Origin of the sequence: Paenibacillus popilliae ATCC 14706, assembly GCF_000315235.1 — a bacterium.
Classification (GTDB): domain Bacteria; phylum Bacillota; class Bacilli; order Paenibacillales; family Paenibacillaceae; genus Paenibacillus_B; species Paenibacillus_B popilliae.
In genome coordinates, this window is record NZ_BALG01000027.1 from 12,093 (window position 1) to 30,398 (window position 18,306).

The following is an 18,306-nucleotide window of genomic DNA, read 5'->3' on the forward strand; positions in this document are numbered from 1 at the left end:
ATGGCAATTACCGGGATTAGTAATAGCAGTTACTCGTCGATGATTGAACAATTAATGCAGTTGGAGAAAATCCCCTATACTAATCTTGAGCAAAAGAAACAAAGTCTTTCAGTATTTCAATCCTACTTTCGTAATTTGAATACAAAACTATCTACATTTCGCGATAAAGCCGCTGATTTAACGTTGAACGCCAACTTTAAGCTGACATCGACTCAAAGTTCGGATGAGCAGGTAGTAAAAGCTATCGGCTCTGATAAGGCTATAACCGGAAACTACCAGGTAACTGTAGAGCAGTTGGCAAAATCGCACGTCATTCAAGCGAATGAATTCAGTTCACAGGCTGATTCCTCATCTCTTGAAAACGAGACGATTACGTTCGGCCAGTCAGACGGGACGGAAGTAACCGTTACGCTGAAAGGAAAAACCTATGGAGAGATGCTTGAAAACCTCAAAAATGATATTAATAGTAATAGTAAAACCGTATCCGCCTCGTTGGTGGAGACATCCCCAGGAAATAAAACCCTAGTATTCACGTCGGTGAAAGCAGGTGAAGAAAATGGGTTCCATCAAGGGAACGGGAGTTCATCCGGAATCGGGATCACAGGAAGCGGCAGTGTTTTGAGTGACCTGGGGCTATTATCCGATGGTAGTTTACATGAGGTTCAAGCTGCACAGAATGCAAAACTGACGGTAAATGGGTTGAATGTTGAGAGTGCTTCTAACGAGGTTAAAGATGTCATTGATGGTGTAACCTTGCAGCTACAAAAAGAAGGATCTTCGGCTATGATCACCGTTGGACAAGACTCCGATAAGGTTCTCGAGAAGGTCAAAGAATTTGTTGATGCATTTAATGAAGTTCGCAAGCTGATTCGGGAAGGTTTGGCCAAGCCAGAAGAAACAACAGATAGTACATCCTACAAGAAAAAAACGCTTCAAGGTGATTCGACATTACGTCAATTGGATATGATGCTAGGAAGTTGGATGTCCGGCAATATTGCTGGCCTAGGCACGTTGGCCGACCTTGGGATTGAAATCGATAAAGATAAAAAAGGATCCGAGATGACAGGGGAGATCGTCTTTGATGAAACGAAGTTTAAAGAAGCCCTGGAACGTGATCCAGAAAAAGTGATAGCGATGTTTAATGCAGATGAAACCGACAGTTCGGGCAACCAACAGCAGGGAATTGCAACCCTCTTAAGTGAAGAACTTCGTACGTGGACAAGCAAGGCGAACGGACTTTTACAATCCCGCGTGAGTGGCTATGATGCTGAAATCTCTTTTGTTACGGAATCCATGAGTAAAATGGAAGTGCGTCTTCAATTGAAAGAAGAGCAATTAAAAAGACAATTTACAGCGTTGGAAGTGGCTCTAGCCAAAATGGATAACGATATGTCTTATTTGACCAGTCAAATCAATAGTTTGTCTAAGCAAAGCTAGCAGGTTAAGGGGATGAATAGATGTATAGAAATAGGACCGCCGGTTATCAAGCATACCAAAAAAATAAATATGAAACAGCATCCCCTCATAAATTGATCCTGATGCTGTATTACGGGGCGCTAAAGTATACGAATCAGGCGGAAACTGCGCTGGCAGAAGGAAATTCCTTGTTGGCTCACCAATATATTCTGAAGGTGCAGGATATCATCTATGAGTTGATTGCTAGCTTGAACGAACAAGAAGGCGGGGAAATTGCACAAAATCTCAAAAGTTTGTATCTGTATGTTATCGATCAATTAGTTCAAGCCAATGTCCAAAAATCAGCACAGCCGCTAGCGGAAGCCAAAGCCGTGATTCAATCCATCAAAGACGCCTGGGAAGCGATCGGAAAAGAAGTTACAGCAGGTCGAAATTATGCATAAGATCCGGACAAGAATGGATATCTACGATGAGATGATCGACATATGCGAACAATATCTTCTTGAGGTAAAGAATAGTGAATGGCAAGAATCAACTTTTTTTAATTTTTCAGTAAAGTGGGATCGGCTCAAGGAATTGATCCCGTCTAACGAGATAGGAGCACGGTCTGACAAGGAAAGAGAACAAGAAGTTATCCGCTGTCAAACCCTGATGAATCTCTACCAGTCTATTATGGATCAAATGGAAATACAATTAAGTCGATTGGGTTCCGAAATGAAAGGCGCCCGCCAAAGCAAGAGGATTATAAATGCTTATCAAGGCATGGGAAGAATCGATCAGATCGCTTTCTATTTTGATGAAAAGAAATAAACCGTTTTTATCAAGCAATATGAGAGCTTCTGCTTTGGGATTAGGTGGTTTGAAAATTTCTTCTCAAACAAATGTTTCGCCGCAAAGCTACAGAAACACATGGATAACATTTTACTCCTTACACTTCCATCCCATCAAGGTTGGAAGTGTTTTTTTTGCAAAAATATTTCGCATAAGGGAAAACTTATTTATATTGATGATGGTTCAATGAAATCTGGATTTCACATCCTCATCTTATAGGCCTTCGAAATTTTTAATTTAATTCAAGAAATTTTACATTTGGTATAAAAAAAGCATATCTACTGTTCGATAAATAGAATAGGCCGCAAGGAAGTGGCCATAATTACCATCACGGAGGATGATAAAGTATGTCAATGTTTATTAACACGAACGTGGGCGCAATCAATGCTCACCGCAACCTAGGTATGAACAACACAGCCATGGGCAAGACAATGGAAAAGTTGTCTTCCGGCTACCGCATTAACCGTGCGGCAGACGATGCGGCAGGTCTCGCTATCTCTGAAAAAATGCGTTTCCAAACGGGTGGCATGAAGCAAGCCATGCGCAATGCGCAAGACGGTATCTCCCTGCTTCAAACGGCTGAGGGTGCTTTGACGGAAGTACACTCCATGCTGCAACGCTTGAATACGTTGGCTAACCAAGCGGCTACGGGTACTTATGATGCGAAAGACCGTGTGAATACACAAAAAGAAGTGGATGCATTGCTCGCGGAAATTACCAGCATTGCGAAGTCCACTTCCTTCAATGGCACCAAATTGCTAAGTGCAGCCGGCAGCGTTACATTCCAAATCGGTGTTGATAAAACGAACAAGCTTACTACAAAATTTGCTGCAATGGGAAGTACCTCATTGGGACTGAATAATTTAAGAATCACTTCTCAAGCAGGTGCAGCTTCCGCGCTTGCTAAAATTGCCAGCGCAATTAATAAGGTGTCTACGCAACGCGCAGATTTTGGTGCGGTGCAAAACCGGTTGGAACATACCATCAACAACCTGGGTGTAACCGCAGAGAACCTGCATGCTTCCGAGACCCGGATTCGCGAAGCAGACATGGCGAAAGAAATGACCGATCTCACTCGCAACCAAATCCTGGTTCAAGCAAGCACAGCTATGCTGGCACAAGCAAACTCTGCGCCACAAAGCGTACTGAAACTTCTTGGATAATAATCAGCTTCATGACATTTCCGGCCCTGATGGGCTGGAAATGTCAGATTGAAGATAAACTCCCGCGAAATACTTGGTCAATGACTTTGGGGATACCCCCTTTGATACAAAGAACTTACCTAATACTGTAACCCGAGAGATGGACACGTTAAAAATGTCCTCTCTCGGGTTATTTCATTTTAAAAAAGCATATGTATTTTTTAAATTGCTATAAAAAAATCATATGTATGATTCGATATATATAATAGGCCGAAAGGAAGTGGCCGCATAAGAAATGAAATCATGGAGGATGATGAAGAATGTCAATGTTTATTAACACGAACGTGGGCGCAATCAATGCTCACCGCAACCTGGGTGCGAGCAACACAGCAATGGGCAAGACAATGGAAAAATTGTCTTCCGGCTTCCGCATTAACCGTGCGGCCGACGATGCGGCAGGTCTCGCTATCTCGGAAAAAATGCGTTTCCAAATTGGCGGCATGAATCAAGCTATGCGCAATGCGCAAGACGGTATCTCCCTGATTCAAACGGCTGAGGGTGCTTTGACGGAAGTCAACTCCATGTTGCAGCGGATGAATACGTTGGCTAACCAAGCGGCTACGGGTACTTACGATGATAAAGACCGTGAGAATACGCAAAAAGAGATGAATGCGCTGGTAGCGGAAATTAAAAACATTGCTGAGTCCACGAACTTCAATGGTATCGACCTGCTGAAAGCAACCGGCAAGGTTACATTCCAAATCGGTGTTGATAATACGAACACGCTTACTGCAAACCTAGCTAATATGGGAGCTACTGCTTTGGGATTGGCCGGGTTGTCAATTTCTTCTCAAGCAGGCGCAACTTCCGCGCTTGCTAAAATTGCCAGCGCAATTAATACGGTGTCTACGCAACGCGCAGATTTTGGTGCGGTGCAAAACCGTTTGGAACACACCATCAACAACCTGGGTGTAACGGCAGAGAATCTGTCTGCTTCCGAGTCCCGGATTCGCGAAGCGGATATGGCCAAAGAAATGACCGATTTCACACGGAACCAAATCCTGGTTCAAGCCGGCACATCGATGTTGGCACAAGCGAACTCTGCACCGCAAAACGTACTGAAGTTGTTAGGGTAAGTTCTTTGTATCAAAGGGGGTGTCCCAAATGTCATTGAAAATGACGGGGGACACCCCCTTTTCTATTAAAATAGAGCGAAGGAATGCATAGAGGCTCTGATGCTAGATTTTACATTGGACACAGAGAACCGAGAATGCGACAATAACAGCATAACTACGCAAGGAAAGCAAACGCCGCAAGGTCGCAAGAAAGTCCTATTTAAGAAATGACCGGGAATGGCCGATATAAAGCGTAGTAGTTATAAACACAAGGGTGTGATGTTTTGAAGATTAGTGTTGATGGAGCTTGGGAGGAGCAGGAGTTTCATTCTGCGCAAGAAGTCAATGATTTTTGGGAAACAAGAACGAAACCGATAGTAGAAGCGGATCGTCTCATTTATTATGTTCAAATTGATGGCCATCCGTATTATAGCGATTATGAATCGATCCTACTGGACAATTATTATCGTATTCATGAAATACATATCGTTACCCATACAAAACAAGAATGTTTTACGATTACACTGGAGGATTTGAAAACCTATTTGCCGAGAGTGGTTAATGAAATCCCCGGTATTGCGGAGAAATTATATGCAGAAGAAATAAATGATATAGGCGCGCTGATTACTCCGATCATCGATTCTTTACAATGGATGGTGAGCGCCTTGGAGTTTGCTTATGCAATCAGTGAAAAAGTAAAGGATACCAGCGGAATACGGCAATCTCTTGAGCATTTGTATAAAAATATTGAATCCTTTGTGGAGAAATTCCATGACCAATTGAGTTGGAATAATTACGTTGGTGTATCGGACCTTCTCCAATACGAGCTAGTTCCTATACTGGAAGATTGGATTCATGAAGTAGGTAAGGAGTGAGCGATATTGGATTTTTTATTATCAAATACAAAGGTCCTAAAGAAACACTTTCCGCAAGTCGCAGAATTGCTTGAAGCAAGCCCGGTAGATAGCAGCAGATATCGTACGATTACCTCTCGTGACGGCAGCCCCAATATGGAAATGCAAAAGGATGACAGGGTTGTCGCTGTACATAGCTTGTATCATCCGGAAAGGGAAGCCGCAGGCTGGCTCAAGTCTATCGAAGCGAGGCTGGAACATTGTAGTCACGTATTAGTTGTCGGACTAGGGCTAGGCTATCATGTACAGGTTCTGCTACATAAATATCCGATGAAGAAATATTATATTTATGAACCGGATATTCAAATACTGCATCAGGCATTAAAACTTCGCGATGTAACCGATATAGTATGCCATCCCAGTATGGTCACATTGGCAGTTGGAGAAGACGATTATGTACGGGCTCAACTTTTTAACGCTATTTCAAGTTCAGTGACAGATAAGTTTGAAGAAGTGACGATCCCCATTTATAAGCAATTATTTGGCGAGACGCTCGACAAACTTCATACGATGTCAAAGCAAATCTTGCTGCAATATCGAGCGAATTATGTAACGCAACATTGGTTTGAAAAAACATGGTTCCAAAATAGTATCTATAATATCGATAAAGTGTTGGCATCTAAGCCGATCGGTTCACTTGAAAAATGTTGCAGTGACATCCCTGCGATTATCATTGGTTCGGGCCCCTCATTGAGGGAGGATATTGAATATATCAAAATGCTGGGGAACAAGGCCCTGATAATCGCTGCGGGATCGAGTGTGCAAGCTTTAGTACATTATGGTATTGAACCACATCTCGTCATTTCGATGGATGGAGGAGAACCGAACCTAAAGGTATTTGAAAATGTAGATACGACGCATATTCCATTGTTATTTGCCACGATGATACATCATGGTATCGTTGAGCAGAATCATAGATGGAGATTATCTACAAGACTTAATCTTGATCAAGTAACTCCCTATCTATTCTCTAACAGCGAAAATATCGGGCCTTCCTTTATCTCCACGGGATCCGTTACAGGGACGTGCATTCAATTTGCGGCTTTTATCGGCTGCAAACAGATTTATTTGGCGGGTCAAGACCTTTCTTATCCTAATGATGAGTACTATTCGGATGGCGTGAACCATCTTGCAGCAGAAGCAAAGAAAAGTACCATTGAAGCAGCAAGTGAATGGATAGAAAACGTTCATGGCGGACAGAACCGCACGACAGAAAAAATGCTAGTGACATTAAAAGATATCGAAATCTTGCTATCGGCATTCACGGATATTGAATTTATTAATACGTCGAGCAAGGGGGCGGCCATTCAGCATACGGTTTTTAGACCGATGAAAGAGTGTGTGGAGGATGTATTGAGCCTTCCGGATCGGGAGAAGGATTGGTTTAAGCAACTTATTGATGATATGCCTGCTTATAGCGAACAACAAATTGGCACCGTTGCAGCAAAGCTGCAAAGCGAGCTGCAGTCACTGAAGCAATTAAATCATAAGATAAACAATATCATCGAACAGATCTCCGAACTTGAGCACTTGAATCCGGGTCAAAAAGAGAAACGGAGTAAATTATTACGGAAATTAAATAAACAATGGGGTCAAGTGACGGGCAGCGGCAGTTTTCAATCCTATATTTCATTTGCATTGGAAACTCCTTTGTCGCAATATATGCGTTATGTACCTGACATCGTTAATGAAGGCAATGAATTCAGAAAAGCGAAACTTATTGTCGAGCATCTCGGAAAATTGGCTGTACGTATTTTGGAATTCATTCCGTTTGCAGAGCAATGCATAAATGAAGCGGCAAAACGGGTAGACAAGCTAGTGAATGGAGCAGAGAGCGCGTATGCATAATTTTTTTTGCGGCAAAAAGATTTTGATTATCGGCGGAACAGGAACGATAGGCACAGGGCTTTTGGATCACTTGTTGGCATGCCGTCCGGCTGTCATTCGCGTGTTTAGCCGGGATGAATATAAACAGTTCAAATTACAACAACAATATAGAGAATATAGCAATATTCGTTATCTGATCGGAGATGTAAGGGATTATCAACGAATGGTCCGAGCGATGGAAGATGTCGACTATGTATTCCATGTCGCGGCGATGAAGCATGTTCCTGCTTGCGAGTACAACCCTTTTGAGGCCGTGCAGACCAATATTATGGGCACCCAACATGTCATTCAGGCATCCTTGGAGTGCGGAGTCCAGAAAACGATTTTTACGAGCACGGATAAAGCCATCGCTCCAACGAATACATATGGAGCATCAAAATTAATGGCAGAACGGCTCATTGCGGCTGCCCAATATCAAGCGGGCACCAAAAAAACAGTGTTCGCTGCGGTCCGTTTTGGCAATGTGATGGGTTCAAGAGGTTCTGTTATCCCTTTGTTCAGGCAACAAATTGCCGAGAATCGCAGGATAACGGTCACATGCAAAGAAATGACCCGCTTTATGATGACCCAACAGCAGGCAACCGAATTAACCTTAAAAGCAATGATGCTGGCGATTGGCGGTGAAGTGTTTGTCCTTAAAATGCCGGTTATTCGTCTTCAGGATCTTGCTGGCCAAATCATTGAACAAGAGGTGCGCAAAGGAATTTCTCCAGAGTCCGTTCATATCGAAGAAATCGGCTTGCGCCCCGGGGAAAAAATGTACGAGGAACTGATGACGATTGAGGAGTCCAAACATGCGCTTGAAACGGAAGACATGTTCATTATTCCGAACGCCTTCATAAAGTCACAGCCCTATGAAGGAGCTAGACCCGCCCAAGCAAGAAATTATAGTTCTGCAGATGTGGAGCCTGTGACTGCGACACAGCTTGAACAATTACTATTGCAGAGCGGCATGATCGAGGAGGGTGGCAAAGGTTTGTGAGACTGGTTACCATTATACAAGCAAGAATGGGATCGACGAGGCTCCCGGGGAAAGTAATGTTGCCATTGGGAGATACCATTGTTCTGGACTATGTTGTAAACCGATGCCGTCGGATCAAAGGGGTAGATGAGGTCGTCGTAGCCACTTCAACGGAGCGGGCTGACGACAAAATCGAGCAGTGGTGCAAGGAACATCATATTCCCTGCTCGCGCGGCCCGCAAGACGATGTTTTGGCAAGGTACTATCAATGCGCTCAAGAATGGGAAGCCGATACTATTTTTCGAGTGACATCCGACTGCCCATTTGTAGACTATAACATGGCGTCACATATTGTCGATGAGATGCAACGGTCGGCATATGATATCATCAAAGTGGAAGGTCAATTACCGAGAGGGTTGGTTGCAGAACTATTTTCGTTCCGGACCCTGGATTATATGAACAAGCATGGTGTGGAGGCGCGACATCGGGAGCATGTAACCTATTATGCGTATGAACATCCTGATCAATTTCATACGGGGTATTTTTTTGCTGATAAAAACCTTCAGCACCCGCAGCTTCGAATGACGTTAGATACTGCGGAAGACTACAAATTGTGCCAATGGATAGCTCAACATTTTACGTCTGACTTAGTAACACCTTCAAGTGAGGTCATCTCTTATTTGCTAGAACATCCAGAGATTGCTGCAATAAATGCACACGTTGAACAGAAGAGAGTCATCTGATTCATGACAGGAGGGCCACAATGAATATTTTATTAACTGGTGGAGCAGGTTTTATTGGCAGATGGGTCGCTAAAAAGCTTCTTGCAGATGGGCATCGCGTATGGGTGTTGGATGACTTATCGAATGGAAGCGAAGGCAATCTAGACGAATTCCGAAGCCATGAATATTTTATGGGCTTAATAAAAGGAACAATCTTGGATGAACAATTGTTGCGTTCCCTGTTTGAAGAGCATCAATTTCAACTATGCTATCATTTGGGTGCTTCGATTAACGTCCAGGATTCAATTGACGATCCAAGAACGACATTTAACAACGATACGGTAGGTACCTTTTATGTGCTGGAGCAGTGCCGAAAATATAATACGAAAGTGGTCTTCATGAGTACGTGCATGGTGTATGATGCCTGCACAGATCAGATTGGAATTACCGAATTGCATCCTACGAAGCCGGCATCTCCGTATGCGGGAGCCAAAATTTCGGCGGAGAACATGGTCCTTTCCTATTTCTATGCATACGGTTTGCCTGCTGTTGTTGTCAGACCGTTTAATACCTATGGGCCATTCCAGAAAACAGGCGGAGAGGGCGGAGTTGTCGCTATTTTCATCAAAAACAAACTGGATGGAAAACATTTGAGTATATACGGAGAAGGATCCCAAACGAGAGATTTATTATATGTAGAAGATTGTGCGCGGTTTGTCGTTGAAGCTGGGTATAGTGATAAAGTAAATGGTCATATTATGAATGCCGGGCTTGGAAGGGACATATCGATGAATGATTTGGCTTTATTAGTCGTTGGAGATCCTTCCCGGATTACACATGTGCCACATATCCATCCGCAGAGTGAAATACAGAAGCTGCTGTGCAATAACACTAAGGCCGAAAAATTGCTTGGTTGGAAGCCTTTCGTGACGCTTGAAGAGGGAATTGGGCGAACAGAGGAATGGATTAAACATTCAAGAATGATTTGATGTGCCGCAGGAGATGAAGAAAATCATGAACTCGCATAGATTTGGTGAGAACAATCCAGTCAGAAGGAATATGTTGCCATACGGTCGCCAGTGGTTAGATGAAGAAGACATCGAAGCAGTTATTGACGTGTTAAAGAGTGATTTTATAACGCAAGGCCCTAAAATCACAGAATTTGAACAGTCTATTGCATCTAAAGTAAGTGCAAAGTATGCCGTAGCCTTCTCGAACGGCACGGCGGCATTACATGGAGCGTGTTATGCTGCTGGCATTACGGAGGGTGACGAAGTTATAACATCACCAATTACATTTGCAGCAAGTAGCAACTGTGTACTTTATCAGCGAGGGACTCCAGTTTTCTCAGATATAGACTTAACCTCATATAACTTAGACCCTGATGGAGCAGAGAGCAGGATCACCAATCGAACAAAGGCCATTATTCCTGTGGATTTCGCAGGCCAACCTGCAGAAATGGACCGCTTTATAGAAATCGCTGAAAAACATAACCTGGTCCTAATACAAGATGCTGCACATTCCCTTGGAGCTGCATACAAAGGAAACAAAGTTGGTTCAATCGCGGATATGACCATGTTCAGCTTTCATCCTGTAAAAGCAATAACAACCGGTGAGGGGGGAGTTATTGTTACTGATTCCGAAGATTACTATCAAAAGCTGCTGTTATTCCGTAGTCACGGAATAACGAAAGATCCTAAACTTTTTGAGGATAACAAGGGTCCGTGGCATTATGAGATGCATGATCTTGGTTATAATTACAGAATGACAGATATACAAGCTGCGCTAGGGCTTTCTCAATTGCAACGGCTAGAGCACTTCTTAGCTAGAAGAAAAGACATAGCAGAAAAATACACAGATGCATTTGCTGATATGGAAGGAATTGTAACCCCATACCAGGTACCCTATGCAGATTCTGCATGGCATTTATATGTTACTCGGTGGTTACCTGAGTGTTTTCAAGCGGATAGGAGAACGTTGTTCGATGCATTGAGAAACGAAGGGATTGGTGTGCAGGTTCATTATCTCCCCGTCTATCAACATCCATACTATAAAAAATTGGGATACAGCTCATTATGCACAAAAGCCGAGACATTTTATAGCACTTCGATTTCACTGCCGATATATCCCAAAATGAGTGATGAAGATGTATCCGATGTCATTAAAGCTGTAAAAAAAGTCTACGATATTTTTGCTAAGAACATTAGATGAATAATATTATTAATGTTATCTTACGTCTCTAATTGAAGAGGGAGCAGAAATGAAGGTTCTTGCGATTGGCGCCGGGAAGGAGCAGGCTTAGGAAGCGTATGTTTGTTGCAACGTAAGGATGCCTAGTTTTGCAGCAATAGTTTATGCAGCAAAAGTAACTGGTTTTGTATGGAGAGATGGGCATGATAGGCTTACTGGCCACTGCGAAGCCACCTGTGGCTTCGCAGTGAATCATGCCCATAGAGGCTCCATGTCAAACCTCCAAGGTTATCTTTATAACCTGCGGTATAAGATCATTTTCTTGAAGGTGTTTTGATTAGTATCTCAAACGGGGGGCAGTCCTACATAGTTCCCATGGCTCTGATTCGACTTATTTTACTGTGTATTCATTTACTTCAAACGTTAAAATCTTGTCGTATATCACGTAGTCCTTACGGCTGCTGAACGGGCCCTTGTTATTGTTGTGCTTATCTATGGCATATAATGCGGTTCCTGTGCCGGCTTGTTTGTTTTCGTACCAAGCGATAAAGGTACTGACTTCATCCATGCTGAGATCAAATTCTTTTTCCAAGCCTGTGGTCATTGTTACGACAAGAATTGCTCTCTCGCCTTTAGGTTGTTCTGGTTGTTCAGGATTAGGGCTAGATTCAGGCTCTAGTTCCGGTTCTGGATTTGGAATATCTGGCCCAATTGGATTGAAAGGCCTTAACTCTTCAGTTCCGTCTAAGTCAATAGCCTTTAAGTGTAAATACTCCTTAGTATTATTGATAATCTCAATTGAATGTTCTTTGTCGTCTAAACCTGTTTTTTCATACATGATTTTCGGTAAATTATCAGCACTGCCATATAGACTAAACGGTTCTACCTCTAAACCATCTATTATGACCTTAATGCTATTTGAACTGGTGTCCCATGTGTTGGATATGTATCTTAATTTAGTTCCAGTAAAATTGAATTTTATTGCTGCTCCGCCAGTTTGCCATTTTGAGGTATAACAACTAGAATTGTAGCATTGATCCCATGGCTCTCCTTCATAAGTGAAATACTTATGATCATAGTTAAATCTTGTCCAGCCAGCTTCCGGTTCTGGTAGTGAATCACCTAATCCTACTGCAAAAGCCGAACTGATAGGGATCATTAAAAATAGAAATATTGAAGCTAAAACTGTTGATACAACTTGCTTCTTCATGAACCACACCTCACAAGAATTTGTATAATTCATATATACAGTGAAGCAAGATATTTGTCTAACCAATTAATTTTATAAAAAAGAAATTATGTAAATTAATTTCAATTTAATTTTTATTGCAGGTTATTCCCAAATGATAATCGAACGTTTATTTGCATATAGGTTGTGAAGGGAGTAAAAATATAATCTCAGAGCCAGCCTATCGATGGGTTTGCGTATGTCTTTTGAGCCGCAAGCCAGATTGAAAATTCCCCACCTAACAACCGATAAATGATTTATCTACGCAATGATAAAATCGAAAGGACTCCATGGACAAAGGCGATGATCCCGAATCGACTTCTATGGACACCGACAGCGATAGATCAGGGGTATACACTCGATGCAGGCAATAAGTAGGATACACAGTGCTGATTGAAGAGGAACGCAAAGAGAAGAGGGAGTAAGAATGAATTCTGATTCATCAGGAATATTGTTTGAAATGAATGATTATTTTTCATGTCAAATATCTGAATGGGACAGCAAGTATTTTGGTGTTGCGTGTGCTCGAGTTGAATTGTATCGTGATCTGGAACAAAACATACAGAATCAACTGCTGAAATGGATAAAACCCTTTGGCTTTGTTACGCTGTTGAATGGAAAAGGGAATGTTTGTAATACCCATTGGTTACATACTCAGACAACGGCGGTGTTAACCGATGTAAGAGTTCAACTGCACTTGGACTTAGCAAAACAGATATGTCCTGCCGGTAGTGAGATATACAACGTATGCAATAACGTTGAACATAATCATGATGTAGTCAATATTGCATCAAATGCCTTTATCTACTCCAGATTTATAAATGACAAGAATATTACAACAACACAGGCTAAGGGTGTTTATACAAATTGGGTCGAAAATGCATTCAATAAGCGAGATAAGTTTTTTTGTATCGCATATAATGAAGGAATTGCCGCTGGATTTATTTTGTTCTCAATAAAGAATCAACACGAGCTAATAATAGAACTAGTTGGTTTGGACACGACGATGCAAGGAATGGGCGTCGGCAGCAAGTTAATGCATTCCGTGCTACACTATGCCAAGGTACACCATATTGATTCGGTACAGGTAGCTACCCAAGTCGAAAATGTATCAGCCATTAACTATTATATGAAGAATGGATTTAAAGGTACGGATATAAAATATATTTATCATTTTTGGAATAAGTGATGAAGCGCTAAGGAGGACAAAGGATGAATGGATTTACTATATTGGACAGGGTCATAGGACAGAACGCACGTCCCTTTATTATCGCAGAAATGTCTGGCAACCATAATCAATCCTTGGAGCGAGCGTTGCAGATTGTCGATGCGGCTGCGGAAGCTGGAGTTGACGCGCTGAAGCTTCAAACCTATACAGCAGATACGATGACGCTGGACATCCATGAAAAAGAATTTTTTATTGATGATGCTAAAAATCTATGGCAAGGAAATTCTCTTTATCAATTATATCAACAAGCATATACGCCTTGGGAATGGCACAAGCCGATTTTTGATCGCTGCCAAGAGAAAGGACTGCTGGCGTTCAGCACGCCATTTGATGAAACGGCTGTTGATTTTTTGGAATCTCTACACGTCCCAGCTTATAAAATCGCATCTTTCGAAAATACGGATTTACCGCTGATCCGTAAAGTGGCTGCGACGGGAAAACCGATGATTATTTCAACCGGTATGGCCACTTTGGCGGAAATTGACGATATGGTGAGGACTGCACGTAATGCGGGTTGCGAACAGCTCGTTCTGCTGAAATGTACGAGCACCTACCCGGCAACGCCTGAACATACGAACCTGCGTACGTTGCCAAACCTGCGCTCGGCATTTGGTTGTGAAGTGGGCCTGTCGGATCATACGATGGGGGTTGGGGTTGCAGTAGCGAGCATTGCGTTTGGAGCTACCGTAATTGAAAAGCATTTTACACTTTCACGCGCTGACGGGGGAGTAGACTCTGCTTTCTCACTAGAGCCTCATGAAATGAATTCGCTGGTCATCGAATCGGAGCGGGCATGGCAAGCGTTGGGGAATGTTTCTTATGGACCCAAAGGCAGTGAAATCGATTCCGTTAAACTTCGGCGTTCGTTATATATTTCAACCGACGTTAAAGCAGGTGAAGTGCTTACGAAGGACAATGTACGTTCCATTCGTCCAGGATTGGGACTCTCGCCAAAGTATTATGACCAAGTGTTAGGAAGAACGGTTCGTGTAGATGTTCCGAAAGGAACTCCCGTGTCATGGGAATGGCTGTGATGCATATTGTTTTTCGCGCAGATGCATCTGTGTCCTTAGGGACAGGTCACGTCATGCGGTGCCTCGTCTTGGCCGATATGGTAAGCCATGAGAGCATCAGTATCCATTTTGTAAGCCGAAGCATGCCGAATCCATTGCAAGAACAGATGAAAAGCAAACATATATCCCTATATTTGACTGGAGAAACGGTAGAAGAAATTGATCTTGATTGGAAGAGCGATGCGGACTTATTTATAAACTATGTAGACAATAATATTCCCGGTAAGCCAATTTTGATTGTTGATCACTACGGCCTGGATTCCAAGTGGGAGAAGGCCGTGCGACCTTGGGTAAATAAAATTATCGTCATTGACGATCTCGCCAACAGAAGGCATGACTGTGACAGTTTGCTGGATCAAAATTATTATCGGAATGCACATAGCAGGTATGCGGAACTCGTCCCGCCTCACGCCAAGCTATGGTTGGGACCCGCCTATTCCTTAGTAAGGGAACAGTTTCGAGAAGAGTCTCCCTATGCTACTGTCCGCAATCGTGTGCAACGGGTTCTTGTTACGTACGGCGGTTCAGACCCTACCGGAGAAACGATAAAAGCGCTTCTTGCTGCGCAAAACGGTTCTTTTGCTCCTATTACGTTTGATATTGTTGTTGGCGGCTCCTATCCGGAGCCTGATAAAATACGAACAATTTGTGAAAACATGCATAATGTAAACTATCATTTTAATGTTAGCAATATGGCTAAGCTAATGGTACAAGCAGATGTTGCGCTCGGTGCGGGAGGAAGTACACAATGGGAAAGGTGTCGATTAGGGGTACCAACCATTTTGACGGTTGTTGCAGATAACCAAAGGGAATGTGCAGGGGAACTCCATGAGGCAGGGGTGGTCAATAACTTAGGGTGGCATGACAATGTAACTCCCGAAAAAATAAAGCTCGCATTATTGGAATTAATGAACAGCCCGGACTTATTACGCGGTATGAGTACATCGAGTTTCCATATTTCATATAGAAGCCGAGCGGATACGGTTCATCCATTCGTAACAGAGATTCATAAATTGAACAGAGAAGAATAAAAAACGCTACATAATTTTATTGACAACGCTTCCAGCCAGTGATATAGTCGGAATTGTGAAGGACAAATCTTCACGGCATTTGAAGATGAAGGGAATGTTATCGACATGCAAGGTAAAGTAAAATGGTTTAACGCTGAAAAGGGCTATGGCTTTATCGAGACGGTAGAAGGCAACGACGTGTTCGTTCACTTCTCCGCTATCCAATCGGAAGGCTTCAAGACCTTGGAAGAAGGTCAAGAAGTTGAGTTCGACATCGTGGAAGGCGCTCGCGGTCCACAAGCGGCTAACGTAATCAGACTGTAATCATACCGACGTGAGTCGAATTATATATGATTCCGATTAGCTCTACCCAAGGTAACCTGCTGAGTTTTTTACTCAGCAGGTTTTCTTGTTATTGACTAAGGATCAAGGTAGAATGGGGAAATATGAAAATGGGATGGAATTTTTATATAATTAATGATTTTCAAAAAATGATACGATAATTGTATTATGGAGCTAAAAAGCGTTGACTGTAGATACCTGTGATAAGGAGAACATGCAATGAATTACTTGGAAAGAAAAGAAGAAATACGAAGCTTATTAGTAGCAGGTAACTTACAACAAGTTGAAAATCGGCTCAAAGAATACGAGGATGTAATGCCATATGATGTAGACTTGTGTTCACTTAAGGCGAACTATTATTTTTTGCGGGGGCAATATGAAGATGCAGAACAGATTTTGACAAAGGCAATCGTGAAAAGGGCAGTAAACTTTGATCTTCATTACAATCTCGCCATGGTGTACCAAGCGCAACAAAAAAAGGCGCTGGCGTGGGAATATTTTACTATCGCAAATACGCTGACAGAAAGTGATTTTCAAAGAAATGCGGTGCAAGAAGCTATGGATGTTGTGATCCAACAAACAAAGGAGGAATGTGTTGAGATTGAAGAGTTGAAACGTCAACTTGAAGCATACAAAGAAATCAGCAACGCCATTGAACAAGAAGCAATGAATGCTTACACGAATTTCCCTGCTCGAGGGGAGAGTCTAATCATTGGCGAGGAATTAGCAGGATATTATATCGGATTGTATGACGGTATGAAAATAGAAAGAGACGGAATAAATTTGATCCCGCATCCGTCATTTACGAAAGTAGAGATGGTAAAAATCGGGGGGGAGCAGGGCCAAAGTGCTACAGCAGAATATATTCTGCCTGTTGCGACCAAAGGCATACATGGTGAATTGCATGTAACACATGGGGATAGCAAAAATATTTTTGATCTGAAGTTTCCGAAGCGATGGTATTATTTTCGGCTCACCCCTATGATGGAAATTGGTAAAGATGAAAACTTGGTTTTAGGAGAACCTATCCGTTTGGAAAAAGACAATCGCAAGGAAGATCTAGTGCTAACCCTATTTGTGGACGGATTATCCCAAACGGTCTTGGAGCAATATGGATTGGAACATCTCATGCCGAATACACACCGATTTTTTCAAGATGGAATGTGGTGCAAAAATGTATACGTATCGGGTGAATGGACGTATGTGAACATGGCGAGTTTTTATTCTGGAAACTATACGGCTAACCATAATATGTTCCATCCCCACAAAAATGCGACCTTACCTAAAGGCAACAAAATATTATCAGAGCATTTTAAAGATGCAGGCTACACGACGGCCAAGATCGATGGTGATTGGCGCAGCACGCCGATGTATGGATACTACAGAGGATTTGACCGCATTGTTTATCAACCCTCCCTCAGAGGGATGGATGCACCTGATGCAATTTATGAAGTGATAGAACATCTGGAAGCGTTCAAAGGAACGAACCAATTTGTATGGACTTGTTTGCCTGATTTACATGATGTTGCTGACGGATATCAGGGTGCGATGTCGATGCAAGTCAAGGAAACGATGGAAGAGAAACCTCATAATCAACGGCATTTACAAGGTAAGACCAGTGTTAGACAAGACTATAGCACGGTGAAAACCACCCGCTATACGAAGCAAATTCAAAGAATCGACCGTTATTTGGGAATGCTGTATAGCTATTTGGAACAAAATTTTGATATGGATCGGGTTACGGTCGCTCTTATTTCTGATCACGGGCAAGGCTATCTCGTGCCTACCGGAGAACATATGCTATGTGGAGAGAGAGTTAAGGTTCCTTTTCTGTTTAGAGGGCGCAATGTAAAGGCTGGAGTAACGGATGAACTTATACAAGGCTTGGATTTAATGCGTATACTGTGCAAGCTGGCTAATGTTGAAGCTGATGCTACGGATACCGATATGAATCTGCCAACATGCTTTGGCGGACAACAAGAGAGAGACTTTACATACAGTGAATCTATTTTCCCGGGAGACGCTTATAAAGCCAGCATTCATACGAAAGATACGGTTTTCTATTATGAGACCGAGGCAAAGGTATTGGAAGACGGCAGTGTCAATATGGAAAAATTCACTATAAAACTTGTTGACAAGCATACCCGACAACGGATTACAGATCATGCCCTTGAAGAAAAATGTATCGAGATCATCCATAAACATATGAAGTACCGAAGGATCTATGTATAGAACGGCCAGGGTGAA

Annotated in this window: 17 protein-coding genes; 16 read left to right on the forward strand and 1 reads right to left on the reverse strand. The window is 42.5% G+C overall.

The features are described from left to right. The 11 genes from fliD (at window position 1) to pseC (ending at window position 11,199) form a co-directional block, all read left to right on the forward strand. Window positions 1-1,437, forward strand: a complete 1,437-nt coding sequence (gene fliD, locus PPOP_RS03315) for a flagellar filament capping protein FliD (protein ID WP_006284634.1) — start codon at window positions 1-3, stop codon at window positions 1,435-1,437. 20 nt (window positions 1,438-1,457) lie between these two features. After that, complete coding sequence (fliS, locus tag PPOP_RS03320) at window positions 1,458-1,859, forward strand: flagellar export chaperone FliS (protein WP_006284635.1); 402 nt, start codon at window positions 1,458-1,460, stop codon at window positions 1,857-1,859. Beyond that, on the forward strand, window positions 1,852-2,226 hold the full coding sequence (locus PPOP_RS03325) for a flagellar protein FliT (RefSeq protein WP_006284636.1): 375 nt from the start codon (window positions 1,852-1,854) through the stop codon (window positions 2,224-2,226). The genes fliS and PPOP_RS03325 overlap by 8 nt, the downstream gene beginning before the upstream one ends. A 368-nt stretch (window positions 2,227-2,594) precedes the next feature. Beyond that, window positions 2,595-3,410, forward strand: coding sequence for a flagellin N-terminal helical domain-containing protein (locus tag PPOP_RS03330; protein ID WP_006284637.1), 816 nt, complete (start codon window positions 2,595-2,597; stop codon window positions 3,408-3,410). A 299-nt stretch (window positions 3,411-3,709) separates the two neighbouring features. Beyond that, the gene (locus PPOP_RS03335; protein ID WP_042227266.1) at window positions 3,710-4,525 is read left to right on the forward strand and encodes a flagellin N-terminal helical domain-containing protein; all 816 of its coding nucleotides are present in this window, start codon (window positions 3,710-3,712) and stop codon (window positions 4,523-4,525) included. A 263-nt stretch (window positions 4,526-4,788) separates the two neighbouring features. Next, window positions 4,789-5,379, forward strand: coding sequence for a hypothetical protein (locus tag PPOP_RS03340; protein WP_006284639.1), 591 nt, complete (start codon window positions 4,789-4,791; stop codon window positions 5,377-5,379). Window positions 5,380-5,385: 6 nt separating this feature from the next. After that, the gene (locus tag PPOP_RS03345; RefSeq protein ID WP_006284640.1) at window positions 5,386-7,266 is read left to right on the forward strand and encodes a motility associated factor glycosyltransferase family protein; all 1,881 of its coding nucleotides are present in this window, start codon (window positions 5,386-5,388) and stop codon (window positions 7,264-7,266) included. After that, the gene (locus PPOP_RS03350; protein ID WP_006284641.1) at window positions 7,259-8,287 is read left to right on the forward strand and encodes a polysaccharide biosynthesis protein; all 1,029 of its coding nucleotides are present in this window, start codon (window positions 7,259-7,261) and stop codon (window positions 8,285-8,287) included. Before PPOP_RS03345 ends, PPOP_RS03350 begins: the two co-directional genes overlap by 8 nt. Further along, window positions 8,284-9,009 (forward strand): cytidylyltransferase domain-containing protein, encoded by a 726-nt coding sequence (locus PPOP_RS03355; protein WP_006284642.1) that lies wholly within the window; start codon window positions 8,284-8,286, stop codon window positions 9,007-9,009. Before PPOP_RS03350 ends, PPOP_RS03355 begins: the two co-directional genes overlap by 4 nt. A 20-nt stretch (window positions 9,010-9,029) precedes the next feature. Beyond that, a complete protein-coding gene (locus tag PPOP_RS03360) occupies window positions 9,030-9,977 on the forward strand; it encodes a dTDP-glucose 4,6-dehydratase (protein WP_006284643.1) in 948 nt (315 codons plus the stop codon). Between the two features lie 25 nt (window positions 9,978-10,002). Beyond that, entirely contained in the window at window positions 10,003-11,199 is a 1,197-nt protein-coding gene (gene pseC, locus PPOP_RS03365; RefSeq protein WP_093470966.1) for a UDP-4-amino-4,6-dideoxy-N-acetyl-beta-L-altrosamine transaminase, read from the forward strand. Window positions 11,200-11,569: 370 nt separating this feature from the next. On the opposite strand, the gene PPOP_RS03370 is transcribed toward pseC, so the two are convergent. Further along, window positions 11,570-12,388 carry a hypothetical protein gene (locus PPOP_RS03370; RefSeq protein ID WP_006284645.1) on the reverse strand — a complete coding sequence of 273 codons (819 nt, stop codon included), beginning with the start codon at window positions 12,386-12,388 and terminating at the stop codon, window positions 11,570-11,572. A gap of 445 nt (window positions 12,389-12,833) precedes the next feature. On the opposite strand from PPOP_RS03370, the gene PPOP_RS03375 reads away from it, so the two are divergent. The 5 genes from PPOP_RS03375 to PPOP_RS03395 all read left to right on the forward strand — a co-directional run bounded on the left by PPOP_RS03375 (window position 12,834) and on the right by PPOP_RS03395 (window position 18,291). After that, window positions 12,834-13,595 (forward strand): GNAT family N-acetyltransferase, encoded by a 762-nt coding sequence (locus PPOP_RS03375; RefSeq protein WP_006284646.1) that lies wholly within the window; start codon window positions 12,834-12,836, stop codon window positions 13,593-13,595. 23 nt (window positions 13,596-13,618) lie between these two features. Next, on the forward strand, window positions 13,619-14,668 hold the full coding sequence (gene pseI, locus PPOP_RS03380) for a pseudaminic acid synthase (protein ID WP_006284647.1): 1,050 nt from the start codon (window positions 13,619-13,621) through the stop codon (window positions 14,666-14,668). Then, window positions 14,653-15,738 carry a UDP-2,4-diacetamido-2,4,6-trideoxy-beta-L-altropyranose hydrolase gene (pseG, locus tag PPOP_RS03385; RefSeq protein ID WP_006284648.1) on the forward strand — a complete coding sequence of 362 codons (1,086 nt, stop codon included), beginning with the start codon at window positions 14,653-14,655 and terminating at the stop codon, window positions 15,736-15,738. The genes pseI and pseG overlap by 16 nt, the downstream gene beginning before the upstream one ends. Window positions 15,739-15,843: 105 nt before the next feature. Then, entirely contained in the window at window positions 15,844-16,041 is a 198-nt protein-coding gene (locus PPOP_RS03390) for a cold shock domain-containing protein (RefSeq protein WP_006284649.1), read from the forward strand. A gap of 237 nt (window positions 16,042-16,278) precedes the next feature. Next, a complete protein-coding gene (locus PPOP_RS03395; RefSeq protein ID WP_006284650.1) occupies window positions 16,279-18,291 on the forward strand; it encodes a sulfatase-like hydrolase/transferase in 2,013 nt (670 codons plus the stop codon). Window positions 18,292-18,306: the final 15 nt, after the last annotated feature.